A 25732-nucleotide genomic window follows, 5' to 3' on the forward strand; every position below is an offset into this window, starting at 1 on the left:
ACCCCATCCCCCGGGGGACCCCGGGACCCGGACCCCCACCCCCCCACCCCTTCCATCCGCCTCACCTTCCATCCGCCGACGGAAAGCCCCCGCCTTCGGGAACAGGAACGACGCGAGGAGAAAGCCGTGCCGCAGGAAACCGCCCCCGGCGAACCCGACCCCATGCGCGCGACCGCTTCGGACGCCGCTTCGGACGCCGACCCCGGCCCCGGGGGACGTACCGGAGTCTGGCTGGTCGGAGCGCGCGGTTCGGTGGCGACGACGGCCGTCGCGGGCTGTGCCGCGGTCGCCGCCGGACTGCGCCCGCCGACCGGCATGGTCACCGAGACCGAGCCGTTCGCCGCGGCCGGACTGCCCGACCTCCGGTCCCTCGTCTTCGGCGGCCACGACACCGCCTGCGCCCCGCTGCCCAAACGGGCCGAGGAACTCACCGCCGCGGGCGTTCTGCCGCCCGGTCTGGCCCGCGCGGTCCACGCCGACCTGGCCGCCGCGGACGCCGACATCAGGCCCGGCGGGCCCCAGGCCGGGGACACCCGTACCGACGAGGAACTGATCACGGCCTTCGCCGCCGACATCGCCGGCTTCCGGGAACGGCACGGGCTCGCCCGCGTCGTCGTGGTCAACGTCTCCAGTACCGAGCCCCTGCCCGAGCCGGGCGCCACCCGGCTCGCCCCCTCGTCCCTCTACGCCGCAGCCGCGATCCGCGCCGACTGCCCCTTCGTGAACTTCACCCCCTCCACCGGGATCCGTACGCCCGGTCTCCAGGCAGCCGCCGCGGCCCGTGTCCTTCCTCACGCGGGCCGCGACGGCAAAACCGGCCAGACCCTGCTCCGCTCCGTGCTGGCGCCCATGTTCGTCCAGCGCGCCCTGACCGTCCGGGCCTGGTCGGGCACGAACCTCCTGGGCGGCGGGGACGGCGCGGCGCTCGCCGACCCGGCCGCCGCCGCGGCGAAGAACGCGGGCAAGGAACGCGTACTCGCCGATGTCCTGGGCACCGCCCCCGAAGGCACGGTGCACATCGACGACGTCCCGGCGCTCGGCGACTGGAAGACGGCGTGGGACCACATCGCCTTCGAGGGCTTCCTGGGCTCCCGGATGATCCTCCAGACCATCTGGCAGGGCTGCGACTCGGCGCTCGCCGCGCCTCTCGTCCTCGACCTCGCGCGTCTGGTGGCACGTGCCCATGAGCGGGGCATCGGGGGCCCGCTGCCCGAACTCGGCTTCTACTTCAAGGACCCGGACGGCGGCTCGTCGTCGCTCTCCGACCAGTTCACGGAGCTGCTGTCGTTCGCGGACCGGCTGCGGGACCCCCGATGAGCCCCACGACGCTCCTGGGCCGGGTGACACGCTTCGAATCGCCGGGGTTCCTCGGCAGGCTCGGCGGCCGGGCCGTCGCGTCCCCGCGTGACCGGGGCGCCGGGGCGGCCGTCTCCGTAACCGGGTTCGTCCGCCGCCTGGCACGGTCCCTCGGGCTCCCGGGACTCCCGGGGCCCGCGCCGACCGCCGAAGCGGGGCCCGGCCCCGTATCGACGGCCGATCAGGGGTCCGCCGAATACCCGGCGGTCGTACGCCCGGCGACCGGTGGGGACACGGACGTCCCGGACGGGCCCGGGCCGCGCCGAGTGGTCCCCGCCCCGGAGTCCGGGGCGGGCCGCGAACCGGCCGGCCAGGAGACGCGTACGCCACGGCCGGACGAGCCCGGTCCTGGGCACCGGTCCACCGCCCCGGCGATCCCCGGGCAGCGCCGGGGCGCCACCCCGCTCCCGCCGGACGCCCGGCGCGGCGACGGACCGTTCCCGCCGGGCGGGCCCGATGGTCGTCGGCCGTCGCGGGACGCCTCGGTCCCCGGGCCCTCCGCCGCCGCCCGGAACACTCCCGGCCCGGCCGGCCGTTCCGGAGCCGAGCGGTCCGCCGACCCGACCGGGTCGACGCCTCCCGCGCCCCCCGCCGCCGACGGCCCGCCCGGCAATCGGCCACCCCGGTCCGCCGACGGTGTCGCCACCGTCGACCGCGGGCCCGGGGGGCTCTATGCTCCCGCCCACGGTCGGCGGTGCCACGCCCCCGACCGTGCGGCGGGTGGCCCGGTCCCGGGGGTGCGGTCGGCGCACTCCCGGGGCGCGCGGGCCCCCGTCGGCGACCGGGCGCGCGCCTGGGCCGAGTTGCTCCGGATCTCCGCCGCCCTCTCCGTCCCCGGTGACGCGCTCGCGGGCGCGGCGGCCCGGGGCCTGCGCCCCGCACGCGGGACGCTGCTCGCCATCGGGGCATCGGTCTGCCTGTACGAGGCGGGCATGGCGCTCAACGACTGGGCGGACCGCGACGAGGACGCCGCCGAACGCCCCCACCGCCCGATCCCGTCCGGCCGCATCAGCCCCGCCGCCGCGCTCGGCGCCGCCACCGCCCTCACCGCGACCGGCCTGGCCCTGGCGGCCCGCGCGGGCCGTCCCGCCGGAGCGGTGGCCACGGTGCTGGCCGCGACGGTCTGGTCGTACGACCTCCACTGGAAACACACCCGATTCGGCCCCGCGGCCATGGCCGCGGCCCGCGCGCTGGACCTCCTCCTGGGCGCGACCGCCACCGCGCCGCGCCGCCCGGGTACCGGCGACCGGGCCGTGCCCGGCCCCTCCGCCCCCGCCGGTACGCGCCCGCCGGCCGGGCGGCACTCCCGGCCGGCATCCGCCCGTGTACCCGTGGCCTTCGAAGCCTCCGGCGCCCTCCCCGTCCTGCGCGCCGCCGCCGTGCTCGGGGCGCATACGTACGCCGTCACCGCCGTGTCGCGGCACGAGGTGCACGGCGGTTCGGTACGCGCCCCGCTCGGCGCGCTCGCCGCCGTCGCGGTCATCGCGGCAGCCGCCGTACGGGAGGGGCGGCCGGTGCCGACCGCGCTCGCCGCGGCGTACGCCCGTACCGCCGTGGTGCCGTACGCGCATGCCGCACTCAACCCGTCGCCCCCGCTGACCGAACGGGCCGTCGGCGGCGGCATCCGGGCCGTGATCCCCCTCCAGGCCCTGCTCGCCGCCCGCGCGGGCCACCCGGCCGGCACGGTGACGGGCCTCGCGCTGACGGGCCTGATCCCGATGGCCCGCGCCCTCGCCCGGCGGGTGAGCCCGACATGACGGACACGCGCCGCCGCCCCTCGGGGTCCGCCCCGGTCCGGGACGGCGCCCCGACCCCGCCCGGGTCCGGCGGTACGGCACGGGCAACACGCGGCTCCCATCGGCTCGGGGAGCGACATTTTCCCGTCCGGCCCCCGGCCATGACGCCCCCGCCCCACGGCCCCCGGGCCGACCGCCCCCACCCCGCCCGGAACCGGCTCCGCATGGAAGGTGCGCCCCGATGAACCGGCTGAACCTCGGATACGGCACCAACGGACTGACCGACCTCAGACTCTCCGACGCCCTCGCGCTCCTCGCCGACCTCGGCTACGACGGCGTCGGACTGACGCTCGACCATATGCATCTCGACCCGCTCGCCCCCGATCTCGCCGTACGGACCAAGGAGACCGCCGCCCTGCTCGACCGGTACGGGCTCGAAGTCGCCGTGGAGACCGGGGCGCGTTACGTCCTCGACCCGCGCCGCAAGCACGGCCCGTCCCTCCTCGACCCCGACCCCGGGGGACGGGCCGCCAGGTCGGCCCTGCTGGTCACCGCCGTCCGGGTCGCCGCCGACCTCGGCGCGCGGGCCGTGCACTGCTTCAGCGGCGTCACCCCGGCCGGTACCGACCCCGACACCGCCTGGCGCCGGTTCGCCGACGCCCTCGCGCCCGTGCTCGAAGCCGCCGACGCCGCCGGGATCGCCCTCGCCGTGGAACCCGAGCCCGGCCATCTCCTCGCCACCCTCGCCGACTTCCACCGGCTGCGCGGACTCCTCGGCGACCCGGAACCGCTGGGGCTGACCCTCGACATCGGGCACTGCCAGTGCCTGGAGGAGGCGAGCCCCGCCGACTGCGTACGGGCGGCCGCGCCCTGGCTCCGCCATGTACAGATCGAGGACATGCGCCGGGGCGTCCACGAGCATCTGCCCTTCGGCGCCGGGGAGATCGACTTCCCGCCGGTCCTGGCCGCGCTCGCCGACACCGGCTACGACGGCCTGACCGTCGTCGAACTGCCCCGCCACTCCCACGCGGGCCCCGACATGGCCCGCGCCGCCATCGAGTTCCTCCGCCCGCCGGCGAACGGAGCCACCACGTGCTGACCTCCCGCCGGGACCTCGAAGCGGCCCTCGACACCGAAGCCCGCGACTGGTTCACCACGGCCGTCGCCCAGGCCGCCCGCGCCTCCGCGTCCCCCGCCTCCCCCGCCGGAGGAACGGCCCCCGCCGGAGGAACGGCCCCCTGGGAGTCGGCCTTCTGCTCCGCCGGGCGGCGGCTCGGCGCGGCCCACGCCGACTCCGGTCGCGTACACCTCCTCGTCGAAGCCGGCGCCGACCCCGGCACCCTCACCCGGCTGTACCACCGGGGCACCGCGGCCGAACGCCGCGCCGTGCTGCTCGCGCTGCCCCATCTCGACCGGCTCGCGGACGGGCCCGCCGACGTCCTGCCCCTCGTCGAGGACGCCCTGCGGACCAATGACACCCGGCTCGTCGCCGCCGCCGTCGGGCCGTACGCCGCCGCCCGTCTCGACCCGCACACCTGGCGGCACGCCGTCCTGAAGTGCCTCTTCACCGGCGTACCGCTGACCGCCGTCCACGGGCTCGCCGACCGCGCCCGCGGCGACGCCGAACTCGCCCGGATGCTCACCGACTACGCCGCCGAGCGCACCGCCGCGGGCCGCCCCGTACCCCCCGACCTGACGCACGCCCTCACCCTCACCGGCGCGCCGCACCAGGAGGTCTGACCCCATGCGCATCTTCGACCCCCACATCCATATGACCTCCCGCACCACCGACGACTACGAGGCGATGTACGACGCCGGGGTCCGCGCCCTGGTCGAGCCCGCGTTCTGGCTGGGCCAGCCCCGTACCTCGCCCGCCACGTTCTACGACTACTTCGACGCGCTGCTCGGCTGGGAGCCGTACCGCGCCGCCCAGTACGGCATCGCCCACCACTGCGCCATCGCCCTCAACCCCAAGGAGGCCAACGACCCCCGCTGCCTCCCCGTCCTCGACGAACTGCCCCGCTACCTCGCCAAGGACGGCGTCGTCGCCGTCGGCGAGATCGGCTACGACTCGATGACCCCCGCCGAGGACGAGGCCCTCGCCGCCCAGCTCCGGCTCGCCGCCGAGCACGGGCTGCCCGCCCTCGTCCACACCCCGCACCGCGACAAGCTCACCGGACTGCGCCGCACCGTCGACGTCGTCCGCGAGTCGGATCTGCCGCCCGACCGGGTCCTTCTCGACCACCTCAACGAGACCACCGTGGAACCGGCGCTCGACAGCGGCTGCTGGCTCGGGTTCTCCGTCTACCCCGACACCAAGATGGACGAGGACCGCATGGTGGCCATCCTCACCACGTACGGAACCGACCGCGTACTGGTCAACTCCGCCGCCGACTGGGGCAGGAGCGATCCGCTGAAGACCCGCCGCGTCGGCGAGGCCATGCTCGCCGCCGGATTCTCCGCGGCCGACGTCGACCAGGTGCTCTGGCACAACCCCGTCGCCTTCTACGGCCTCAGCGGCAGACTCCAGCTCGACGTGCCCGCCCCCGACTCCGCCCACGCCCTCCACGAGGGGAACTCCGTCCTGCGCGGCGGGGAATGAGCCGGGGAGGACGACGACGATGCGCTTCCGCCACCCCGACGGCTCCACCGTCCACCTCTCCTACTGCACCAACGTCCATCCCGCCGAAACCCTCGAAGGCGTCGTCGCCCAGCTCCGCAACGACTGCGAACCCGTCCGCCGGCGCCTCGGCCGCGACCGCCTCGGCATCGGGCTCTGGCTCGCCAGGGCCGCCGCCCGCGCCCTGATCACCGACCCCGCCGCCCTCCGCGCCCTGCGTGCCGAACTCGACCGCCGGGGCCTGGAGGTCGTCACCCTCAACGGCTTCCCCTACGAGGGCTTCGGCGCCGACGAGGTCAAGTACAAGGTCTACCGGCCCGACTGGACCGAACCCGACCGCCTCGCCCACACCACCGACCTCGCCCGCCTCCTCGCCGCCCTCCTCCCCGACGACGTCACCGAGGGCACCATCTCCACCCTGCCCCTCGCCTGGCGCACCGGCTTCGACGCCACCGCCGCCGCCACCGCCCACCAGGCCCTGACCACCCTCGCCGAACGCCTCGACGCCCTCGCCGAACTCACCGGCAAATCGATCAGGATCGCCCTCGAACCCGAGCCCGGCTGCGTCGTGGAGACCACCGCCGACGCCATCGCCCCGCTCGCCGCCGTCGGCTCCCCCCGGATCGGTCTCTGCGTGGACACCTGCCATCTCGCGACCTCCTTCGAGGACCCGGCCACCGCCCTCACGGCCGTCACCGCCGCCGGGATCACCGTCCCCAAGGCCCAGCTCTCCGCCGCCCTCCACGCCGACGAACCCCGTCTGCCGGCCGTACGGGACGCCCTCGCCGCCTTCGCCGAGCCCCGGTTCCTCCACCAGACCCGTACCCGCACCCCCGACGGCCTCCTCGGCACCGACGACCTCGGCGAGGCCGTACGCCCCGGCGGCCCACTCCCCGACGACCGGCCCTGGCGCTCGCACTTCCACGTACCCCTGCACGCCCCACCCGCACCCCCGCTCACCTCCACCCTCCCCGTCCTCCGCGACACCCTCACCCACCTGGTGGGCACACCCCCGCTCACCCACCACCTGGAGGTGGAGACCTACACCTGGCAGGCGCTCCCCGCCGAGTCGCGCCCCCGGACCCGCGCCCAGCTCGCCGACGGCATCGCCGCCGAACTCACCCTCGCCCGCGACCTCCTCACCGACCTCGGCCTGAAGGAACTCCCGTGACGCCCGTGACGCCTCCGACGCCCGCGACTCCCGGGACACCCATGACGCTACCCACCCCCCTCCTGGTCGTGGACGTCGTCGGGCTCACCCCCCGCCTCCTCGACCACATGCCCCGGCTGCGGGCCCTCGGCGAGACCGGGTCCCGGGCCCCGCTGTCGACCGTGCTGCCCGCCGTGACCTGCGCCGCGCAGTCCACCTTCCTCACCGGAACGCTCCCCGCCGAACACGGCATCGTCGGCAACGGCTGGTACTTCCGCGAACTCGGCGACGTCCTGCTGTGGCGGCAGCACAACGGCCTGGTCTCCGGCGACAAGCTCTGGGACGCGGCCCGCCGCGCCCACCCCGGCTACACCGTCGCCAACATCTGCTGGTGGTACGCGATGGGCGCCGACACCGACATCACGGTCACCCCGCGCCCCGTCTACTACGCCGACGGCCGCAAGGAACCCGACTGCTACACCCGGCCCCCCGCCCTCCACGATGAGCTGACCTCGAAGTTCGGCACCTTCCCCCTCTTCCACTTCTGGGGCCCCGGCGCCGATCTGGTCTCCAGCCGGTGGATCGTCGACGCCACCCGGCACATCCTCCGAACCCGCCGCCCCGACCTGGCCCTCTGCTATCTCCCGCACCTCGACTACGACCTCCAGCGGTACGGCCCCGAAGACCCCCGCTCCCACCGGGCCGCCGCCGAACTCGACACCGTGATCGCCCCGCTCCTCGCCGACGCCCGCCGCGAGGGCCGGACCGTGGTCGTCCTGTCCGAGTACGGCATCACCCCGGTGTCCCGGCCCGTCGACATCAACCGCGCCCTGCGCCGCGCCGGGTTCCTGGAGGTCCACACCCAGGACGGCATGGAGTACCTCGACCCGATGGCCTCCCGCGCCTTCGCCGTCGCCGACCACCAGATCGCCCATGTGTACGTGAAGCGCCCCGAGGACCTTCCGGCGGTACGGGAGGTACTGGAGGGCCTGCGGGGAGTCGACGAGCTGCTCGACGACGAGGGCAAGAAGGAGTACGGGCTGGACCACCCCCGCTCCGGCGAGCTGGTCGCCGTCGCCGAACCCGACGCCTGGTTCACGTACTACTACTGGCTGGACGACGCCCGCGCCCCCGACTTCGCGCAGCTCGTCGAGATCCACCGCAAACCCGGCTACGACCCGGTCGAGCTGTTCATGGACCCGCACGACCCGTACGTACGCCTCAAGGCGGCGGGCGCGATCGCCCGCAAGAAGCTCGGTATGCGCTACCGGCTCGCGGTCGTCCCGCTCGACCCGTCCCCGATCCGCGGCAGCCACGGCCGCCTCCCCGCGAGCGACGACGAAGGTCCGCTCCTCCTGTGCTCCACCCCCCGCGCCGTCGACGGCCCCGTGGCGGCCACCGACGTGAAGTCCCTCCTGCTGCGCCTCGCCGGACTCGGCGACGCGGCCCCCCGAGAAAGCGAGTAGCCATGTCCCTCTTCAGATCCTCGCCGTCCCCGTCCCAGGACGAGTCGCTGCGCCGCGCCCTGGGTGTCCAGCGCCGCCGCTTCCTGACCACGTGTACGGCGGTGGGCGCCGCTGCCGTGGCCGCACCCGTCTTCGGCGCGTCGCCCGCCCTGGCCCACGGCCGCGACCGGGACGACGACCACGGCCACGGGCACGGCCACGGCCATGACCGCAAGGCGCTCGTCCCGGCCGACAAGCGGGGCCTGATCCTCTACACCGTGCGTGACGCCATCGGCCGAGACCCCGGCACCACCGATCTGCCGTCCGGCTTCCGCGAGGTCTTCCGCCAGCTGGCGAGGTACGGCTACCGCCAGGTCGAGTTCGCGGGCTACGGCCAGCACGCCAACGCCCCCGGCGGCGCGAACCTCGACTCCGTCGCCGGCGCCCGCCTGCTCCGCTCCTGGCTCGACGACTACGATCTGCGGGCCCAGGGCAGCCATGGCTTCATCCCCGGCTCCTGGCCGCTGACCACCCCCGACCTCGACCGCTTCAAGCAGGCCCTGGAGGTCGCGAACATCCTCGGCATGGACCACATGGGCACCGGCGGCGACCCCACCTGGGGCTCCACCAAGGCCGAGTGGGACCAGGCCGCCGACAAGTGGAACGCGCTCGGCGCGATCGCCCGCCGCGCGGGCGTCAAGCTCTACACCCACAACCACGACACGGCGTACGACTTCCTCCTGGACGGCGGCCCCCTCGACGCCCAGGGCCGCCCCACCCGCAGCTCGGGCATCCGCAAGCTGGAGTACTTCCTCAAGCGGACCGACCCGAAGAACGTCTATCTGGAGATGGACGTCTTCTGGGCGCATGTGGCCCAGTACAAGTTCCACACCTTCACCGCCCACGACGGCACCCCCGTCCGCCGCGTCTTCGACCCGGCGGCGCTGGTCGCCCGCCAGAACAAGCGCTACCCCCTGTTCCACGCCAAGGACGGTGTGGTGAACACCGCCAGCGGCATGGGCTACGACATGGTCCCCTTCGGCACCGGGGACATCGACTACCGCCGGTTCTTCTCCCGGGTGGGGGAGCGGAACTTCCACAACCCGATGGTCGAACAGGACAACGCCCCGAACGGGTCGGTTCCCGGCCAGTCCATGGAGTACGCCCACACCGGCTACCGAAACCTCGCGGCCCTCCGCCGCCGCTGATGCCTCCCGCGTTACGCCCCGGTGACCCCGGGTGGCCTCCCGGACACCTGCTGCCCCAGTCGGGAGGCCACCCACGACCGGCCGGATCGCGCCTGTACCCGTTGACGGGACCGCCACTACGTTCCGTGGCAACAGCAACTTTCCGAGACGGGGGAAGCACATGCGTGCGTTCTCGGTGACACTCAGGTCACTCCTGCCCATCATCCTCGCGACCGGCGGCCTGACCGCCGCGGCGGCGGCTCCGGCGAGCGCCGGACCGGCCCAGACGTGTTACGGCGGCTCCGTGTCGTACGCCAGCTCCCACAGCCCGGACTCCGGCTACCAGGAGTGGCCGGCCAACTACGCCACGACGGGCCCGAACTGCGCCGATATCAATGTGCGTCCCACTCAGGGAGTCAGCGTCCGGACCTGCTGGATCAATGCGGGCACATGCAACGGCTGGACATGGATCCCCGCGAACAGCTGGACCGAGGTCGCCTACGGCGTCCCCGACGGCACCCACTACTACCTTCAGTTCTCGGCACCCAGCAGTGGCCGGGTAGCCGACTGACCCACCCGCGGCAGGGCTCCCGACCGCCTGCCGGGACCCCGCCGCGATCACGGGGCGTAACGCCCCGTACCGCCTCCGTCCGCACCCCTCCCGCCGGGCCCGCGAAACCGCCCCGCACCCCACTGACCACGGGAAACGTGGTCGATACGCACGTCAAACCCCTGGTATTGTTGTCCATGTCGCCGAGGGGGTCACCCCGAGGCGGTCACCTGGGTCCGGGTGGCGGAATGGCAGACGCGCTAGCTTGAGGTGCTAGTGCCCTTTAACGGGCGTGGGGGTTCAAGTCCCCCCTCGGACACTTGAGGTTTTTCTCGGAACTCCCAGTACGGCTCCGTCCGTGCTGGGAGTTCTTTTTGCGTTCGGGATCCTCCGTGGTGGTGGGCGGGCTCAGTCCGCCTCGGTGAGGGCGGTGGCGAGCAGCGGGCCGATACGGGCCAGGGGGCCGGGGTGCAGGAGGTGGAAGTGCTGTGCGGGGACACCGTGGGCGTGCACGGTTCCGTTCACATGGCGCTGCCATTGCCGGGGTGTGTGGGCGGGGTCGGTGGGGTGTCCGGGGATGCCGTGTTCCGCGGTGAACAGCAGCAGATCGCCGTCGAAGACACGAGGGGTGAACCGGCTGCTCAGATCGAGGTTGTTGCGGACGACGCTCAGCAGCGGGGAGGCCTGCGGGTCCTCCAGGAGCTGTTCGGGCAGGCCGGTGCGGCGCAGTGCGGCGATCAGCGTGTCGGTGCCCGCGGCGGTGTGGGGTGTTTCCTCGGTGGCGGTGGCCGGTGCGGATCCGGCCCCCGGACCGCCGCCGGTGTCGTCCAGGAGCAGTCGCAGCCACTCCTGCTCGCTCAGTTCTGCCAGGTGGGTGAGGATGCGGCGGTTGTCGGGGTAGGCGTCGAGCACGGCGAGTACGCCGACCCGGTCCCCCCGGGCCTGTAGCCGCGTCGCCATGGCGTGGGCGACCAGGCCGCCGAAGGACCAGCCCAGTAGGTGGTACGGGCCGGAGGGCCGGACGGCCCGGATGCGCCGGACGTAGTCGGCGGCCATCTCCTCCACGCCGGCGGGCAGCGCCCCGGTGGGTGCGGTGAGCCCGTCGGCCTGCAGGGCGTAGACGGGCCGGGCCGGGCCGAGATGGCGGAGCAGGCCGGCGTAGGCACCGCCGAGGCCGCTGCCGGGGTGGACGCAGAACAGTGGGGGTGCGTGGCCGTCGACGCGGAGCGGCAGCAGCGGATCGAGGCGGTCCCGCGCGGTGGGGGCTTCGGAGGTCTCCCGGCTCGCCGGATCCTCCCGCCGGCCCCGGCCCCGTCCCTGCGCCGGTACGGCATGGTCGAGCTGCTTGGCGAGCCGGGCCACGGTGGGTGCCTCGAACAGTGTGCGGATGGGCAGTTCGGTCCCGAAGACCTCGCGGACGCGGGCCAGGAGCCGGGCGGCGAGCAGGGAGTGTCCGCCGAGCTGGAAGAAGTCGGCGTCGGCGGGGACGCCGTCGATACCGAGGACCTCGCCGAACAGCGCGGCCAGTCGTGCCTCGCGCGTGTCCTGCCCCGGTCGTGGTCCCGCGGAGGTGGACCGGGGCCCGGGGGCGGGAAGGGCGTTGCGGTTCAACTTGCCGCTGGCGTGCAGCGGCAGCGTGTCGAGGACGACGAGATCGGCGGGCACCATGGGTTCCGGCAGGGTGAGCGCCAGCCGCCGGCGTGCGTCGGCGACGTGGATGCCGGGGTGCGGTGCGCCGCCCGCCGGGCGTTCGGTGACGTAGCCGACGAGCCGTTCGCCGATCACCTTGGCGGCGGCCTGCGCGATCCCGGGCAGGGCCCGCAGCGCGGTCTCGACCTCGCCCAGTTCGATCCTGACACCGCGCAGTTTGACCTGGTCGTCGGTGCGGCCGAGATACTCGACGCTGCCGTCCGGCAGCCATCGGGCCAGGTCGCCCGTGCGGTACATCCGGCAGCCCGACGCGCCGAAGAGATGGGCGAACGGGTCGGCGGGGAACCGGTCGGCGGTCAGCTCCGGGCGGGCGTGGTAGCCGGTGGCCAGCTGAGCGCCCGCGAGATACAGCTCGCCGGGCACTCCCGGCGCGCAGGGCTGCAACGCGGAGTCGAGGACGTACAGCCGTGTGTTCCATACGGGCCTGCCGATGGGCACCGGACCGGTGGCACCCGGCACGCACCGGTGGTGGGTGACGTCGACGGCGGCTTCGGTGGGCCCGTACAGATTGTGCAGCGCCGCCTGCGGCAGCAGCGCGTGGAACCGTTCGGCTGTCCCGCGGGCCAGCGCCTCCCCGCTGCTGAAGAGCTGCCGCAGGCCCTCGCAGCCGGCGGCGTCGGGTTCGGCGAGGAACGCGTCGAGCACCGACGGCACGAAGTGCGCCGTCGTGATGCCCTGTTCACGGATGACACGGGCCAGGTAGCCCGGGTCCCGGTGGCCCGCGGGCCGGGCAAGGACGAGGACGGCACCGCTGATCAGCGGCCAGAACAGCTCCCACACGGACACATCGAAGCCGATGGAGGTCTTGTGCAGGACCCGGTCCCGGTCGGTGAGGCGATAAGTGTCCTGCATCCACAGCAGACGGTTGACGATCGCACGGTGCGGGACCAGGACGCCCTTGGGGCGGCCGGTGGAGCCCGAGGTGTAGATGAGGTACGCCGGATCCTCCGGCCGCGCGGCGGCGTCCGCCGCCGCGACCATCGCGGCCTCGCCCGGATCCGCGGCCGTCGGCCCGGAGCCCGCGCCCGGCGGCGCGGGCGCGTCCGCCGCCGGACCGCCGTCGCGGGGAGAACCGGTGGCCGCGCGGCCGTCGATCAGCAGCCGGGGCACCCGGTCCGACCCGGTGAGGGCCGGGGCCGCCCCGACATCCGGCCGGGTGACGAGCAGCACCGGTGCCGCGTCGGTCAGCATCCGTCCCAGCCGTTCGGCCGGCTGCTCGGGATCCAGTGGCAGATAGGCGGCCCCGGTGGCGAGCACGGCCAGCAGGGCGACCACCAGGTCCGGACAGCGCGGCAGCGCGACGGCGACGCACGCTCCCGGCCGGGCCCCGCGATCCCGGAGCAGGCCGGCCAGCCGGTCCGCTGCGGCGCGCAACTCCGCGTAGGTCATCCGCTGCCCGCCCTCGTCCGCGATCACGGCGACACGGTCGGGGCTGCGCCCGGCCTGGGCGGCGAGAAGGTCCGCGAGGGTGAGGTCGGGCACCGCGCGGGCCGTGTCGTTCCATTCGACGAGCACGCGACGGCGTTCCGGCGCGGACAGCATGTCGGCGCCGCCCACGGTGCGTTCGGGGGACGAGAGGTCGCAGAAGGCGTCCAGCAGCCGCATGAAGCGTGCGCGGTGCCCGGCGAGACCGGACTGGGTGTAGGGCCCGGCGGGGGCGTTGAAATCGATCCGGAGGCCCGTGCCGTCCGTCCTGTCGTACGCCACGACGTTCAGTTCGTCGATGATGCCGTTGGACAGGTTGCGGGCGGTGACCGGGTGCCCGGCGAACGTGAAGTCGTATCCGAAGGACATGACATTGACCTGCGCGCTCATGAAGTCGCGTCCCGCGTCCGGCAGCCGCAGGTCCCGGGCGACGTCGACACAGCGGTAGCGCTGGTGGCGCAGAGCCTGCCGGGCCTCGCGGGAGACCTGCCGCAGCAGATCGCGCACGCGGGTATCCGCCGACACGCGCAGGCGCAGGGGCACGATGTTGGCGAGCATGCCGGGAACCGCGCGCAGTTCGGCGTCGGTGCGGGCGGTGACCGGCAGGCCGATGACGACATCGGGCGCGCCGGTATGCCGGTGGGTGTACGCCGCTGTCGCCGCCAGCAGCATGACCGACCAGTGCACCCCGGCGGTCCTCGCCGCTGTACGCAGCCGTTCCGCCTCCTCGTCGTCGAGGTGCACGGTCTCCCGCAGGGAGGCGGGCGGGAAGGCGGCCCGGGTGTCGGCGGCGAGTCGCGCCGGTTCGGGGCAGTGCGCGAAGCGCTCGGCCCAGTGGGCGCGGTCGGCGGTGTGTTCCGGCGAGGAATGGTAAGCCGTATCGCGTTCGATCAGCCGCCGCAGCGATCCGAAGGGGGACTCCGGCGGAGTGATCCCTTCGACGAGCGCCGTGTACAGTTCGGCAATTCGCCGCATCACCAGCGCGCCGCCCGCCGCGTCGATGACGATATGGTGAAAGCCCTGATACAGCGCCGATCGATTCGGTGCCAGGGTGAACAGTGCATAGGAGAACAGCGGCTCCCGCTCAAGGTCTATCGGCCGCCGCAGATCGTCACGCATCCAGCTTTCCGCGGCCCCCCGAGGGTCCGGCTCACCACTGACGTCGAACACGGGGAATTCCCAGTCCCGTGCCGTATCGAGCGTCTGCCACGGCACCCCGGCCCGCGATCCGAAACGCACATTGAGCGGTTCGGCCTCCGCCACGGCCCTCCGGAGCGCGGCCTCGAGCAGCTCGATCCGCACCGGACCGCCGATCTCCAGATACTCGGCGATACGGAAAGCGGATTCGTGCCCGGATCTGGCCTGGCTGAACCAGATTTCACGCTGGCCCGACGCCAGGGGCAGACGGGCGTCACCATCGCCGGACCGGGGGAGTGGATCGGACAGCAAGCTTCCCCCTGGGAAGTGACGATTCGAAAATAAATACGAACTAAGGCGCACGGAATGCCGGTTCAGGCCGATGAAGCTTTCCCAGCATAACGGAACCGGCAGTATTATGAATTCGCCTCGATCGGCAACTGCCGGCTCCGTTGAAGCCAGTGGGAGAACAGCTGTCCGCCTCACGGCACCGACGCGTGGTGTCGGAGGGCCGGGGCCCGTACGCCGGTACCGAGGGCGCCGTGGACGCCGAGGACACGGGCGTCACGGTGTACGCGGGTCGGCCTCCCGTACGGCGTGGAGGTGGATCAGGACGTCGAAGGCGCGGCCGAGCGCCAGGTCGAACAGGGGGTAGCCGTCGTCGAACCCCGTACCGATGGAGCGGGTCGGTCGGGCGGTGTCCAGCCAGCGGCGGGCGGTGGGCGCGGCGGCCCGCAGATCGGCGTAGAAGTCGCGGTGGCGGACCCGGTCCAGGGTGTGCTCATTGGTGCCGGGGGCGGCGGCGCCGACGGTGAACTTCTTCCAGTCCCCGCCGATGGCGGTGTCCTTGGAGAGGAAGGAGCCCCGGTCGAAGGTCATCCCGATGGGGAGATAGCGCCGGCCCAGCGCGTCACGGAGGAAGGACCCCTGGGTCTTGGGGTACATCGAGGCGGTTCCGGCGATCAGGCCGAGGTGGTCGTTGTGCGCGGACACCAGCACCTTGTGGCCGGTGCGCCGCTGCCACCACAGGATGTTCCGGGCCATGGCCCGGTCACGAATGCGCTGGAAGTCGGGTATGCCGGCGGGGTCGTTCAGATCCAGGGTCAGGAACTCGGTGGTCTCCGCGACCGAGCGGGCGTTCTGTACGGCCCAGTCGTGGGCGTCCCGGTCCCGGCCGCCCGCCGCGCTGATCAGATCGAGGGCGCCGCGGGCCCGTCCCGCGAGGCGCCGGCGCTCGTCGAGCGGCCTGCCGAGATAGGCGAAGACGTCGTCGATGGGGCGCAGCCCGGTGTACAGCTCGTCGATACGCGATGCCAGCGCCGGGTGGTGCCGGTGGACGTAGCCGGTGATCCGGCCGAAGAAGGCGTCGTCGATGGCGGGGCCGCCGAGGTCGTTGCCGACGAAGTGGACGGTACGGGTGGGGTGGCGGCGGTTGTGGTCGCGCATCCACTCGATGAGGTGCACGAACTCCTCACGGTCCCAGGGGGTACCAGTGAGGGTCTCCTCGGCGATCTGCCGGGCGTCGCCCTCACCGGTCCTGAGGTAGTCGTCGATCCGCAGTCCGGCGGGCCAGCTGAACTCCAGCGAGAAGGCACGGAATCCCTTCTCCCGGACGAGGTGGCGGAAGAGCCGCTCCTTCATGGTGAAGAACTCGTGGGAGCCATGGGTGGCCTCGCCCAGGCCGACGACCTCGGCACCGCCGATCATCGCGCCAAGGGCCCGGAGATCGGTGCTCGTCCCGCCGGGTGCGGTGGAGCGCAGCGGGTGGGCGATCCGGTCCAGCGCGCGGACGACGGGGTCCCGGTCCCGGCTGGTGGTCCCCGCCGTCCCGGCCGTGACCGGGGCCGCTTGGGCCACCCCGGGGGCGACGGCCGCTCCTGCCGCAATCGCCGCCGTGCCGAGCAGTGCCCTGCGGCCGATGTTCCGATGGTGCTGCCTGGTCATACCGGTGAACTCCTCTTGGGTTCGGTTGGTCTCCGGCGAGGGGGGAGGTCAGGAGGCGCAGACGGTGTTCCGCGCGGGCAGGGTGCCGTTCAGCAGGTAGTGGTCGACGGTCCGCCGGACACAGTCGTTGGGGTAGGAGAGATAGACGGTGTGGCTCCGGGCGGGGACCGTCACCAGCTTCGAGCCGCGCATCGCCCGGTGCATCCGGAGCCCCGACTCATAGGTGGTACGGGTGTCCCCCGTCGCCTGGATCTGCAGCGCCGGCACCTTGTTGTCGATCTTCGTGGGCTTCTCGCGGGACCTTTCCTTCCAGAAGGCGCAGGGGAGCGGCGCGTTCGTCACGGGGCCGAAGACGGGCTGCGACTTCCGGGACCGTTCGACCGCCCGCCAGTAGTACTCGGGGTCGCGCGGCATGACGGCGTCGGCGCAGAGCACTCCGAGCTGGGCGGCGTAGTCGGCGGCCCGTCCCGATCCCCGGGGGTCGAATATCGCGTCGAGGAACTCCTTCAGGGGCCGGGGTGCCGTGACCGGCTTCCCGGCGGCGGCGTCCAGCAGGGCGCGCAGCGCGGTCGCGACATCGGCGTTCCCGATGTCGTCGGTGATGAGGCCGAAGAGGACCAGGGGCAGATCGTGCTGGGTGACGCGGTGTCCGCCGATCCGGACCGGCTCGGTCCCGGCGTGCCGGATCAGCCCCTCGACGGTGGCGCGCACTTCCGGGGCGCTGGTCCCGAGACCGTACTCCCGGTGGCGCGGCGCGGCCCATCCTGCGAAGTCGTCGAGGGCCTTCTCGTTGGCGGGTCCCATCTTCCGCACCATCTCGAAGCTGTGGTAGTCGTCGGGTCCCGCGGCGCTGTCGAGGACCAGCCGGTCGACACGGTGGGGGAACATCTGGGCGTAGACCGCGCCCAGGACCGTGCCGTAGGACTGGCCGAACCACGAGGTCTTCCGCTCGCCGAGCGCGCTGCGGACGATATCCACGTCCCGGGCGATATTGCGGGTCGAGAGATGCGGCAGTACGTCGGAGTGCTTGCTCCAGCACTTGCGGGCGTCCTCGCGGGAGAGCCGTACGGACTCGTCGAATCCGGCCCGGTCCGGGCCCGGCGCGTGCAGCCACATGCCGCGGGTCAGCCCGCAGTCCACCGGGGTGCTCTCGCCGAGCCCCCTGGTGTCCATGCCGATCACGTCGTACGCCGCCGCTACCCGCGGCGTCATCGTCGCTTTGATCTCGGCGGGGAAGGAGAGCCCCCGCCCCCCGGGGCCGCCGGGATTGCTCTGGAGGATGCCGCGCCGCTTCTCCGGGTCCGTCGCCGCGATACGCGATATCGCGATGGTGAGGGTGCGGCCCTCCGGCTTGCCGTAGTCGAGCGGAACGGTGATACGGGCGCACTCGGTTCCCGTACCGGCGAGTTTCGGATCGTCGCACCCGGTCCATGTGACGGACTGTTTCCGGAAGCGTTCGAGACCGTCCCCGCCGGTGGCGGGGGAGGCGACCGCGGTGTGCCCCGCGGTCGTCATCACCGTGGCGAGCGCAAGGGCCAGGGCGGTTCCAGACGTGAGCTTCTGCATGGCCCTCACGCTAGGAATTCCCGGATCCGCTTCCCACGGTGCCAGCTCCCCTCTTCCTCCGGGAGCCGGCTACACCACGGGACCTCACATCACGTCAGTCGGCGCATCCGGCCGTGCCGGAAGCGGCTCAGAGCCGTACGACGAGCTTTCCGGTATGCGTGCCTTCCTCCATGTCGCGGTGGGCGTCCCTGATCCGGTCCAGTGGGTAGACATGGACGGGTCCGGTGGAGAACTCGCCGGCGGCGATACGGTCCAGATAGCGCTGGAGCACTTCGGGCGGCAGCCCGGCCGACTCCCCGCCGTACGCGGACAGCCGCACCCCGCGGGGCAGATACGCGATCGGGTAGAAGTCGCGGACCGTCCACTGGTTGGAGAGCATGCCGGTGAAACAGACGGTGCCCTGGTCACGGGTGGCGGCCAGGGTGTCGGGGAGGGTGGGGGTGCCGACCAGTTCGAGCCCGGCGTCCACGCCCTCCGGGTAGATCTCGCGGACCAGCGGCGCGACCGTACCGTTGTCGACCAGCGGATGGTCCACACCATGGTCGGCCAGTACCCGTACCCGGTCCGGATTGCGGGTCGTGGCGGCCACGGTCGCCCCGATATCACGTGCGAGCGCGGCCGTCGCCAGCCCGAGAGCGGAGGTCCCGCCGCGGATCAGCAGCGACCGGCCCGCGTCCAGGGCGAGGCCGATGGTGAGCGAGCCGTACGCGGTCTGGAGGGTTTCGGGCAATGCGCCCAGCGTCTCCCAGGGCAGCTCCGATGTGAAGGGAATGACCTGGGAGCGGGGTACGACGGTGTACTCGGCATAGCCGCCGTCGAAGGTGCGGCCCATGCCGCCCATCATGGTCACCACCTGCTGACCCGGTGCCAGCACCCCGTCCGGATCGGCGTCGACCGTCCCGGTCGCCTCGATACCCGGAACCCGGGGAAAGGTCACCCCGTCGGCGAGACCGAGGCGGGTGTGCAGCTCGGACCGGTTCAGCCCGAACGCCTCCACTTTGATCCGCACCCACCCCGGCTCCGGCTCGGGAATCGGGAGCGCCTTCAGCTTCAGATGGTCCACCGGCCCCGGTTCGTCCAGGACGACGGCGCGCATGGTCTTCTCCACAGGGCCTCCTCGTGATCGCCTGCCGGGCCATCGTGTCCCACCCCGGTACGAACCCGCCGAAGCGGCGTCACCACCACCCCGGATCCGGCACCAATGGCGGCATACGGACACCGCTTCCGGCCGCCCGCGCCCTTCGCCGCCCCGGCCATGAGAGTCCGGCGCCCACGGGCCGCCCACTCGTCACCCGATCCCGAAGCGGCGGCTCGCGGGGGTTGACGTCCGGAGCGCCTTCGGATGTCCTGCTGCGATGTCCCACCTTCGTATCCAGCAGCCGGACGGCGACGCCGCCCTGGCGGACTGGCGGCACGTTCACAACACGGTCGTCCCCACCCACCCGCTCTCCCCGGACGAGGTACGGGAACGCGCCCGGCGCCATCATCTGGAGGTCGCGTACCTCGGCGACGTGCTCGTAGGCTCCAGCACGGTGCGACCCCCGGCCGACGGGACACGGACGGCCACGGTGATCGCCCGTGTCCTCGTCGCCCACCGCGGCCGGGGATTCGGCGAGGCGCTCTACGCCCGAGGGGTCGACCGCGCGCGCCGGCTGGGTGCCGTGGTCATCGAGACCGTTGTGCTGTCCTCCAACGGGGACGGCCTGCGGTTCGCGCGGAAGCACGGGTTCGTGGAGACCGAGTGGTATCTGCTCCCCGGCGAAACCGTCCCCTGGATCGATCTGCGGCTGGCCTGACCCCGTCCGTCACCCGGTGGCGCAGGACGGGCAGGAGGAGGGCCCGCTCTCGATACAGACGTTGTCGACGACCGGGCCGTTGGGCGCGGTGGGGCCCGTGGTGCTGACGAAGGCGATGGTCGTGGTGGCGGCGCCGGCCACGAAGGTGAACCGGCGGTTCACATAACCCATGGCGGCGTAGGTCTTGCCGGTGACGTCGAAGGAGAAGTCCTGGACGTTCTGGCCGTCGACGAGGACCCTGCCCGTCTTCACGGCGGGGTCGGCGCCGGTGGGGTTTCCGGCGAGGGCGTAGGTGACCGTGTACGTTCCGCCGGGGGTCGTGGTGAAGGTCTGGCTCACGGCGCCGGTGCCGTTGAGGTCGACGGACTGGTCGCCCTCGGCGGCCTGCCAGGTACCGGCGCCGATGAGGTCGACCGCGCCGAGGGTCACGGACCAGGGGCCGATGTCCTGGCCGGGAAAGTACGGGGTGAAGAGCCCGGCGGGGGCCGTGGGGTATTCGAAGCTGCCGTCGTGGAAGCGGCTGACGGGAGGCGGCGCTGCCGACGCGCCGGAACCGGCGACACCGAGCAACAGGGCGATCGCGGCCGTGGTGGCGGCGGAAACACGTAAGGAGAACATGCGGCTCCCTGGGAGAGGCGAACGGGGTGGCCGGGCTCCCCTGTGCCGGGCCGGAGGCTTCTCCGGGCGGGAGCCGGTGCCCCAGGCTACGGCCGCCGCACCGCCCGGGTGCAGATGTGGTGAGCCGTCCCGGGCGGCGCCAATGGGCGCTGAACGGCGCTCGGTTCACCCCTACGCCCCTGGGCGCCGCCCCCGGTCCGCCACCCCGGTACGGGTCTCCGTACCGGGGCCTCACCGCCGCTCCCGGAAGGGCCGGACAGTCAGACGGTCTCGGCGGTACGGGACAGGGCTCGCAGGCGCAGCCCCGCAGGGCCCAGGATCGCGCCGGAAGTCGGGCGTACGGCGGCGGAGTCGACGGCCTGCATCCGCCAGCGGGCCACGATGCTCGCCAGGGCCATGATGATCTCGTTGGTCGCGAAGGTGTCGCCCATGCACTTACGGGGGCCCGCGCCGAACGGGAACATCTCGTGCCGGACGTTCTTGCGGACCGGGCCGAGCCCCCGGCCCTCCCAACGGGACGGGTCGAAGCGCCGGGGGTCCGGGTACAGATCGGCGGACTGGTGGATCACATACGGGCTGATCACCACATCGGTGCCCGCCGCGACCCGGTGCCCGGCCAGCACGGTGTCGGCGGAGACCTTGCGGGTGAAGATCCATATGGGTGGGTAGAGGCGCAGGGTCTCGGTGATGACCTGCTTGGTGAGGACGAGCTTTTCCAGGTCCTCGTAGACCGCGCTCCGGCCCGCCAGCACCGTGTCGACCTCGGTCTGGAGGGCTTCCTCGACCCGCGGGTGCGTCGAGATGAGGTGCAGCGCCCAGGAGATGGTGATGGCGATGGTGTCGGTGGCCCCGAAATAGAAGGTGATCGCGGCGTCGTTGAGTTCCGTGTCGGTGAGTCCGTCGCCGGTGTTGGCGAGCAGCATCGACACCAGGTCCGCATGGTCCTCGCCGGTCCGCCGGTAGTCGGCTATGACGGCGTCTATGGTGGCGCGCAGCCGGGCCCTGCTGCGGTCGTAGCGCCGCTTGCCCGGGGTGGGGATCCGGTCGAGCGGCGAGGGGAGGACCATGCGCCGGAAGACCCCACGGCTGACGGTGGCCAGGTCCTTCGGGGTCTTGACCAGATCGGGCGATGACAGGTGCCCCGCGAAGAAGGCCGCCACCCCGGTACGGGCGGCGACGGTCGTCATATCCGCCAGGATGTCGATCTCCTGCCCGTGGGACCAGACCTCGGTCACCTGGTCGATCTGCTCGCGCATCAACCGGGTGTACGCCTCCTGACGGCCGGCGCTGAACGCGGGCTGCGCCACTCTTCGCAGGCGCCGGTGCTCACTGTGGGGGCAGGTGACGACCCCGTCGCCGAGTACTTCCCGGGTGCGCTCGTAGACCAGACCGCCCTTGTCGAAGGTCTTGTCGTCCATTAAGACCTCGTAGACGAGTTCCGGCGAGGTGACCACGGTGGCCTTGAACGGCCCCATCCTGATATCGACGAGGTCGCCGTGTGCGGAGAGTCCGGCGAAGAAGCCGTGCGGATTCCGGAGCATGCTCACCGCGTGTCCGATCACGGGCAGCGCGCCGGGGGCCTGACGCCGTCCGGCTGTGCGGGGGTTGGTCGGGGGCATGGAATCTCCTGGTGGGGTGATCGGCGAAGCCGGGCGGCGGCGGGTACGGCGGAGCCGGCGGCATCGGCCGGGTGGACGAGGGCATGGGGAACCGTCACGGGGAGGAGGGCGGATCGGGCGGTGCTCGTCCCCGGGTCGTGATGAGGCTCTGAGGAACTCTTCCGCGAAGCGGGCCGGACTCAGGAGCCGCCCGGGGCGGAACCACTCGTCGGGACTGTAGCCATGCCACCCCCTCGGCTCCCGCGCATCCGGTGGGAATCGAGCACATCACCGGAGGCCGTGGGGATTTGTCCCCTCTATCCGCGATGCTGACGGTTTCTCCGGATGGTGCGTGACACCACCTTAGGGACATCGGTCCCCCCGGGGAACGGCGTGAATCCTTCTGTGCGCAGGGTGTCCGGAAAACCGCTGCGGGCCCGTCTGGACATGGATCTACGCCCGGTCGGCTCTGGTCCGGCGCAGGAACAGGTCACCGGGCCGCCCGTCAAGTGGAGGCGTGCTTCCGCTCCGTCGAGCGGTGACCGGCTTGGCCGAAAGCAGCGGTATCGCGGGCGCTCACGGGAGAACGGTCACCACGATCGCGGCCGCCGTCCTGGCCTCCGGCCCCGCCGAACGGACTACCTGAGCGGACACCCCAGTTCCGGTCGGGTCCGATTCGGGGAGCAGCACACCAGCGCCAAGGAGAGGAACGCGGGCCGCTCGAGGTAGTAGCCGTGGGAGACGTCCCCGCCCCACGTCAGCCGGGCAGCGGCGGAGTCGATCAGTATCGGCGGTCGCGTGCTGTCGCCGCCCGAGTGAGAGGCGATGCGATGCGCGAACTCGGAGAGCCGTTCCCGTAGCCACTCCGCCGCGCCCGCCGGTTCCGCCCAGGTGCCGCGCACCAGCGGGCCGGGCTTGATGAGCCAGTACGAGGTTTCGAGCGGGGGGAGGTCCACGACGGGGAACTCCGTCGTCACGTCCTTGTGCCGCTGGATCAGTTCCGGTCTGCTGTCGGCCGAAGGCGGGATGGGGTGCGGAGGACGTCTCAGTGCCTCGTCGTCGAACCTGTGCTTGGGGCCGGTCCAGAGATAGCCGTGATGGTGCAACCGTGGGTCCGTTCCGATGCGGGGAAATGAAGCTGGGGAAATGCCCGGTCGGCCGCGTCCGCCGAGGGCGGTGCCGGGACCGACCGGGCGTGGGGAGTCGGTGTCAGACGGACAGGCCGAAGCGTGACGGGTCGATCCCGGCAGCATCCAGCTCGGCCGTGGTGAACCGCAGCGGCTCCGCGTCGGGGCGCTTGCTGTCGCCCACGGCCCAGGCGTTCGGGCCGATCCTGGCCAGCATGGCGCAGGATTCGCCGTCCGGGTGTGTGTTGCCCCCGCAGGCACTCGCGAACACCGCGTGCTCGATGTCGAGTGTGTAGAGGTCGATTTCCTTGAGCATTGCTACGCCTTCCTGGTCGTCCAGCGCGACGGGGGATTCCCTGAGCGGGACTCTAGGAGCGCGGAGTGCGGCAGACGGAGAATAATTCTCGATTATTCTCGTGAGCGACTCGGCTATTCCTCGACATTCCAGTGGGCCGCGGAGATTCTGGAGGCACGCAGTCGACACCGTGCAGGGAGCGGAGGGACGGGCCGCGACCGGATCGTGAAGGGTGGGGCGTTGCCGGGTGAGTACGGACTTTCAGCAGGCGCGGAGTGCTCTCGGGGTTCGGCTGCGGGAGCTTCGTGAGGCGAGTCCGGGGGGTCGGCTCACCGGGAGTGTGCTGGCCGGGCGGCTCGGGTGGACGCAGAGCAAGGTGTCCAAGCTGGAGAACGGGCGGCAGACGGCCGGTGTGGAGGATTTGCGGGCTTGGGCGGAGGCGACCGGGCAGCCCGAGGCGTTCGAGGAGCTGCACGGGCGGCTCAAGGGCTTCGAGGCGCGGACGCGGTCCTGGCGGAGGCAGTTGGCATCCGGGCATCGGCCGGTGCAGGAGACCTGGAACGCGCTGGTGGCACAGGCGCGGGAGATTCATGAGTGGGAGAGCAGCACCGTTTCGGGGCTTTTGCAGACCGCCGACTACGCCCGGCATGTGTTCACGGCCTACGCGGACCTTCAGAAGTCGCCGCGGGACACCGAAGATGCCGTACGGGCCCGGCTGCAACGGCAGGAGTGGATCTATCAGCCCGGGCACCGGTTCCGGCTGCTGATGTGGGAGGCCGTCCTCCGGACCCGGATCTGCCCGCCGGACGTCCTCGCCGCGCAGCTCGACCGGCTGTCGGGGGTGGTTGGGATGGACACGGTGAACCTCGGGATCGTCCCGTTGGACGCACCTGTGCGGATCCCGCCCGCCAACTCGTTCTTCGTCGTCGACGAGCGGCTCGCCGTCGTCGAGGACTGGCATGCCGAGCTGTGGCTGGACGACGCGCCGACCGTGGGGACCTATCGGCGGGTGTGGCGGCGCCTTGAGGCGTCCGCCGTGTACGGGGCCGACGCGCAGCGGCTGATCGCCGCCGCGCGTCGGGGCCTGCCCGGGTAGGTCATGTCCCGGCGGGGGTGCGGAACTGCTTGATCAGGACCGGGTACTGGTCGCCGCCGTGGCCGGTGGTGATGGCGCGGGCCGCCAGGGTGCGGAAGAGGTGGGGGAGTTCGGCGTTGACGCCCGCCGACTCGGCCTCCTCGATGAGGTGGTCCATCGACCGGGCGTCGGTCTCCAGAGCCGCCACCTCGGCGGGGAAGTCGTCGGCGTCGATCTGGGCGGCGTAGCCGGGGAGCCAGTCCGCCACCCCGGCGGCTATCCGCTGGGCGAACGGCGCGTACGCGCCGGCCGGGACGCCCGCCGTTTCGAGCAGGGCGGTGCCCAGGAGCCAGGCGTTCAGGACGCTCCACATCATGGCCAGGCCCGCCGCGTCGTACAGCGACGCCAGGCCGGGGTCCGTGCCCAGGTGGGCGAGTGTGCCGAGGGCGGCGAGGGCGGGTTCATGGGTCGCGAAGTCCGGCTGCGGGCCGCTGAGCAGGATCACCGCTTCGGGGGTGCCGATCACCGGCGGGACCGCCATGATCGCGCCGTCCAGATAGCGCGCGCCGTGCGCCTCGGCCCGGCGGGCGGCTTCCCGGGCCTGGTCGGAGCTGCCCGATGTGAGGTTCACCAGGGTCGTGCCGCGCAACGCGGCCCCCTCCGCGCCGAGCAGGTCGTGGACGGCGGGGTAGTCGGTGAGGCAGACCACGGTCAGCGGGCTCGCCGCGAGCGCCTCGGTGATCGTGGACGCCCGCCGCGCTCCGGCCGCCACCAGGTCGTCCGCCTTGGCCGCCGTACGGTTCCAGACCGTTGTGGGGTGTCCGGCGTCGAGGAACGCCCGGGCCAGCGCCCGGCCCATCAGACCGAGCCCGACGACGGTGACAGGGGTGACAGGTGTGACAGATGCTTCGGTGTTGTCGTTCATGGCAGCATCGTCAACGTTGATACCGGTATGAAGGTCAAGCGGGATTCGGGGATTCGATGCTGATCGGGGAATTGAGCCGACGGACGGGCGTCCACGCCCACCAGCTGCGCTACTACGAGGCCCAGGGACTGCTGGCGCCGGAGCGCGGCGGCAACGGCTATCGCGCCTACGACGAGAGCGCCGTACTGAAGGTGCGGCAGATCCGGCATCTGCTCGACGCGGGCCTGTCCTCCGACGACATCGCCTATCTGCTGCCCTGCGCCGTCGGCGAAGCCCCCGAGCTGCCCGGCTGCCCCGACTTCCTGGCCGCCATGCGGTCACGGATGCGGCGGCTGGACGAGCAGCTGGCGGGCATCGCCCGGTCCCGGGCCGCCCTCGCGGACTACATCGCGGCGGCCGAGCGGATGGGCGACGTGGACTATCCGCCCTTCGACGGCTCGGACCAGGAGCGCGTCCCCGCCTGACGGCAGAC

At 72.6% G+C, this 25732-nt stretch carries 21 protein-coding genes and 1 tRNA gene; 13 read left to right on the forward strand and 9 right to left on the reverse strand.

What is annotated here, in order from left to right; translation table 11 throughout:
• The first annotated feature begins 162 nt into the window (after positions 1-162).
• The 10 genes from ACFXG1_RS04695 to ACFXG1_RS04740 all read left to right on the forward strand — a co-directional run bounded on the left by ACFXG1_RS04695 (position 163) and on the right by ACFXG1_RS04740 (position 10363).
• Positions 163-1317, forward strand: a complete 1155-nt coding sequence (locus tag ACFXG1_RS04695; protein ID WP_384741130.1) for an inositol-3-phosphate synthase — start codon at positions 163-165, stop codon at positions 1315-1317.
• A 776-nt stretch (positions 1318-2093) separates the two neighbouring features.
• Positions 2094-3113, forward strand: a complete 1020-nt coding sequence (locus ACFXG1_RS04700) for an SCO3242 family prenyltransferase (protein WP_384740978.1) — start codon at positions 2094-2096, stop codon at positions 3111-3113.
• Between the two features lie 220 nt (positions 3114-3333).
• On the forward strand, positions 3334-4191 hold the full coding sequence (locus ACFXG1_RS04705; RefSeq protein ID WP_384740981.1) for a sugar phosphate isomerase/epimerase family protein: 858 nt from the start codon (positions 3334-3336) through the stop codon (positions 4189-4191).
• Positions 4185-4832 carry an EboA domain-containing protein gene (locus ACFXG1_RS04710; protein ID WP_384740984.1) on the forward strand — a complete coding sequence of 216 codons (648 nt, stop codon included), beginning with the start codon at positions 4185-4187 and terminating at the stop codon, positions 4830-4832. Before ACFXG1_RS04705 ends, ACFXG1_RS04710 begins: the two co-directional genes overlap by 7 nt.
• A gap of 4 nt (positions 4833-4836) precedes the next feature.
• On the forward strand, positions 4837-5694 hold the full coding sequence (locus ACFXG1_RS04715; protein WP_384740987.1) for a TatD family hydrolase: 858 nt from the start codon (positions 4837-4839) through the stop codon (positions 5692-5694).
• 19 nt (positions 5695-5713) lie between these two features.
• Complete coding sequence (eboE, locus tag ACFXG1_RS04720) at positions 5714-6883, forward strand: metabolite traffic protein EboE (RefSeq protein ID WP_384718371.1); 1170 nt, start codon at positions 5714-5716, stop codon at positions 6881-6883.
• Positions 6884-6924: 41 nt separating this feature from the next.
• Entirely contained in the window at positions 6925-8328 is a 1404-nt protein-coding gene (locus ACFXG1_RS04725; RefSeq protein WP_384718373.1) for an alkaline phosphatase family protein, read from the forward strand.
• A gap of 2 nt (positions 8329-8330) precedes the next feature.
• On the forward strand, positions 8331-9515 hold the full coding sequence (locus tag ACFXG1_RS04730; RefSeq protein ID WP_384740990.1) for a sugar phosphate isomerase/epimerase family protein: 1185 nt from the start codon (positions 8331-8333) through the stop codon (positions 9513-9515).
• A gap of 160 nt (positions 9516-9675) precedes the next feature.
• On the forward strand, positions 9676-10065 hold the full coding sequence (locus ACFXG1_RS04735; RefSeq protein WP_384718377.1) for a hypothetical protein: 390 nt from the start codon (positions 9676-9678) through the stop codon (positions 10063-10065).
• A gap of 213 nt (positions 10066-10278) precedes the next feature.
• A tRNA-Leu gene (locus ACFXG1_RS04740) sits at positions 10279-10363 on the forward strand.
• A gap of 89 nt (positions 10364-10452) precedes the next feature.
• Here ACFXG1_RS04740 and ACFXG1_RS04745 read toward each other — a convergent pair.
• The 4 genes from ACFXG1_RS04745 to ACFXG1_RS04760 all read right to left on the reverse strand — a co-directional run bounded on the left by ACFXG1_RS04745 (position 10453) and on the right by ACFXG1_RS04760 (position 18922).
• On the reverse strand, positions 10453-14628 hold the full coding sequence (locus ACFXG1_RS04745; protein WP_384740993.1) for an amino acid adenylation domain-containing protein: 4176 nt from the start codon (positions 14626-14628) through the stop codon (positions 10453-10455).
• Positions 14629-14880: 252 nt separating this feature from the next.
• The gene (locus tag ACFXG1_RS04750; protein WP_384740996.1) at positions 14881-16260 is read right to left on the reverse strand and encodes an erythromycin esterase family protein; all 1380 of its coding nucleotides are present in this window, start codon (positions 16258-16260) and stop codon (positions 14881-14883) included.
• 48 nt (positions 16261-16308) lie between these two features.
• Positions 16309-17826: an alpha/beta hydrolase gene (locus ACFXG1_RS04755; RefSeq protein WP_384717596.1), complete on the reverse strand. Its 1518-nt coding sequence runs from the start codon at positions 17824-17826 to the stop codon at positions 16309-16311.
• Between the two features lie 127 nt (positions 17827-17953).
• A complete protein-coding gene (locus tag ACFXG1_RS04760; protein WP_384717605.1) occupies positions 17954-18922 on the reverse strand; it encodes a zinc-binding dehydrogenase in 969 nt (322 codons plus the stop codon).
• 259 nt (positions 18923-19181) lie between these two features.
• On the opposite strand from ACFXG1_RS04760, the gene ACFXG1_RS04765 reads away from it, so the two are divergent.
• On the forward strand, positions 19182-19622 hold the full coding sequence (locus ACFXG1_RS04765) for a GNAT family N-acetyltransferase (RefSeq protein WP_384741000.1): 441 nt from the start codon (positions 19182-19184) through the stop codon (positions 19620-19622).
• A 9-nt stretch (positions 19623-19631) separates the two neighbouring features.
• On the opposite strand, the gene ACFXG1_RS04770 is transcribed toward ACFXG1_RS04765, so the two are convergent.
• The 4 genes from ACFXG1_RS04770 to ACFXG1_RS04785 all read right to left on the reverse strand — a co-directional run bounded on the left by ACFXG1_RS04770 (position 19632) and on the right by ACFXG1_RS04785 (position 23281).
• Positions 19632-20240 carry a choice-of-anchor C family protein gene (locus tag ACFXG1_RS04770; protein ID WP_384741003.1) on the reverse strand — a complete coding sequence of 203 codons (609 nt, stop codon included), beginning with the start codon at positions 20238-20240 and terminating at the stop codon, positions 19632-19634.
• A 260-nt stretch (positions 20241-20500) separates the two neighbouring features.
• Complete coding sequence (locus ACFXG1_RS04775; RefSeq protein ID WP_384741006.1) at positions 20501-21859, reverse strand: cytochrome P450; 1359 nt, start codon at positions 21857-21859, stop codon at positions 20501-20503.
• 617 nt (positions 21860-22476) lie between these two features.
• Positions 22477-22944, reverse strand: a complete 468-nt coding sequence (locus ACFXG1_RS04780; protein WP_384721531.1) for a hypothetical protein — start codon at positions 22942-22944, stop codon at positions 22477-22479.
• Positions 22945-23047: 103 nt separating this feature from the next.
• Positions 23048-23281 (reverse strand): DUF397 domain-containing protein, encoded by a 234-nt coding sequence (locus ACFXG1_RS04785; RefSeq protein WP_384721528.1) that lies wholly within the window; start codon positions 23279-23281, stop codon positions 23048-23050.
• A gap of 226 nt (positions 23282-23507) precedes the next feature.
• Here ACFXG1_RS04785 and ACFXG1_RS04790 point away from each other — a divergent pair, with 226 nt between their 5' ends.
• Positions 23508-24356, forward strand: coding sequence for a helix-turn-helix domain-containing protein (locus ACFXG1_RS04790; protein WP_384741009.1), 849 nt, complete (start codon positions 23508-23510; stop codon positions 24354-24356).
• A gap of 1 nt (position 24357) precedes the next feature.
• Here ACFXG1_RS04790 and ACFXG1_RS04795 read toward each other — a convergent pair whose 3' ends face one another.
• Positions 24358-25260 carry an NAD(P)-dependent oxidoreductase gene (locus ACFXG1_RS04795; RefSeq protein ID WP_384714954.1) on the reverse strand — a complete coding sequence of 301 codons (903 nt, stop codon included), beginning with the start codon at positions 25258-25260 and terminating at the stop codon, positions 24358-24360.
• A gap of 56 nt (positions 25261-25316) precedes the next feature.
• On the opposite strand from ACFXG1_RS04795, the gene ACFXG1_RS04800 reads away from it, so the two are divergent.
• Entirely contained in the window at positions 25317-25724 is a 408-nt protein-coding gene (locus ACFXG1_RS04800) for a MerR family transcriptional regulator (RefSeq protein WP_384714957.1), read from the forward strand.
• Positions 25725-25732: the final 8 nt, after the last annotated feature.

This window comes from Streptomyces sp. NPDC059248, from assembly GCF_042753905.1.
In the GTDB taxonomy this organism is placed as follows: Bacteria; Actinomycetota; Actinomycetes; order Streptomycetales; family Streptomycetaceae; genus Streptomyces.

Bases quoted from the DNA above. Each gene is read 5' to 3' on its own strand.
- ACFXG1_RS04765 (WP_384741000.1), top strand. From the start codon at position 19,182: ATGTCCCACCTTCGTATCCAGCAGCCGGACGGCGACGCCGCCCTGGCG.
- ACFXG1_RS04785 (WP_384721528.1), bottom strand. From the start codon at position 23,281: ATGCTCAAGGAAATCGACCTCTACACACTCGACATCGAGCACGCGGTG.
- ACFXG1_RS04750 (WP_384740996.1), bottom strand. From the start codon at position 16,260: ATGACCAGGCAGCACCATCGGAACATCGGCCGCAGGGCACTGCTCGGC.
- ACFXG1_RS04695 (WP_384741130.1), top strand. From the start codon at position 163: ATGCGCGCGACCGCTTCGGACGCCGCTTCGGACGCCGACCCCGGCCCC.
- ACFXG1_RS04735 (WP_384718377.1), top strand. From the start codon at position 9,676: ATGCGTGCGTTCTCGGTGACACTCAGGTCACTCCTGCCCATCATCCTC.
- ACFXG1_RS04715 (WP_384740987.1), top strand. From the start codon at position 4,837: ATGCGCATCTTCGACCCCCACATCCATATGACCTCCCGCACCACCGAC.
- ACFXG1_RS04800 (WP_384714957.1), top strand. From the start codon at position 25,317: ATGCTGATCGGGGAATTGAGCCGACGGACGGGCGTCCACGCCCACCAG.
- ACFXG1_RS04725 (WP_384718373.1), top strand. From the start codon at position 6,925: ATGACGCTACCCACCCCCCTCCTGGTCGTGGACGTCGTCGGGCTCACC.
- ACFXG1_RS04730 (WP_384740990.1), top strand. From the start codon at position 8,331: ATGTCCCTCTTCAGATCCTCGCCGTCCCCGTCCCAGGACGAGTCGCTG.
- ACFXG1_RS04755 (WP_384717596.1), bottom strand. From the start codon at position 17,826: ATGCAGAAGCTCACGTCTGGAACCGCCCTGGCCCTTGCGCTCGCCACG.
- ACFXG1_RS04705 (WP_384740981.1), top strand. From the start codon at position 3,334: ATGAACCGGCTGAACCTCGGATACGGCACCAACGGACTGACCGACCTC.
- ACFXG1_RS04795 (WP_384714954.1), bottom strand. From the start codon at position 25,260: ATGAACGACAACACCGAAGCATCTGTCACACCTGTCACCCCTGTCACC.
- ACFXG1_RS04770 (WP_384741003.1), bottom strand. From the start codon at position 20,240: ATGTTCTCCTTACGTGTTTCCGCCGCCACCACGGCCGCGATCGCCCTG.
- eboE (WP_384718371.1), top strand. From the start codon at position 5,714: ATGCGCTTCCGCCACCCCGACGGCTCCACCGTCCACCTCTCCTACTGC.
- ACFXG1_RS04775 (WP_384741006.1), bottom strand. From the start codon at position 21,859: ATGCCCCCGACCAACCCCCGCACAGCCGGACGGCGTCAGGCCCCCGGC.
- ACFXG1_RS04760 (WP_384717605.1), bottom strand. From the start codon at position 18,922: ATGCGCGCCGTCGTCCTGGACGAACCGGGGCCGGTGGACCATCTGAAG.